Annotated in this window: 1 protein-coding gene; it reads left to right on the plus strand. The window is 66.2% G+C overall.

What is annotated here, in order from left to right:
* Positions 1–349: PKD domain-containing protein (locus AC1DH3_RS16700; protein WP_476909821.1), on the plus strand; the 349-nt coding region annotated here is incomplete at both ends.

Raw genomic sequence — 349 nt, forward strand, 5'->3', positions numbered from 1 at the left:
ACCGGCACTGTCACCATCAACACCTACGCCACCGCAGCAATCCCCACCTCCAACGCCAACGCCGCCCCGGTCACCTTCAACGTCCCACTCTCCCTGCTGGTCAACGGAACCAACACCATCGCCGCCGAAACCCACCTGAACTACCACGCCACCAAAGACATCAGCTTCGACCTCACCGCAACAACCACCACCAGCGGTGCCACGGTGAATGCCGCGCCGGTGGCGTCGTTCACCGCCTCGGCCTCCGGTCTGACCGCGGCTTTCGATGCCAGCGCCTCCACCGACGACGCCGGCATCACCGGCTACGGATGGGCCTTCGGAGACGGCAGCACCGGGACCGGGGTATCGG

It is taken from the genome of Arthrobacter sp. 05L428, assembly GCF_056397665.1.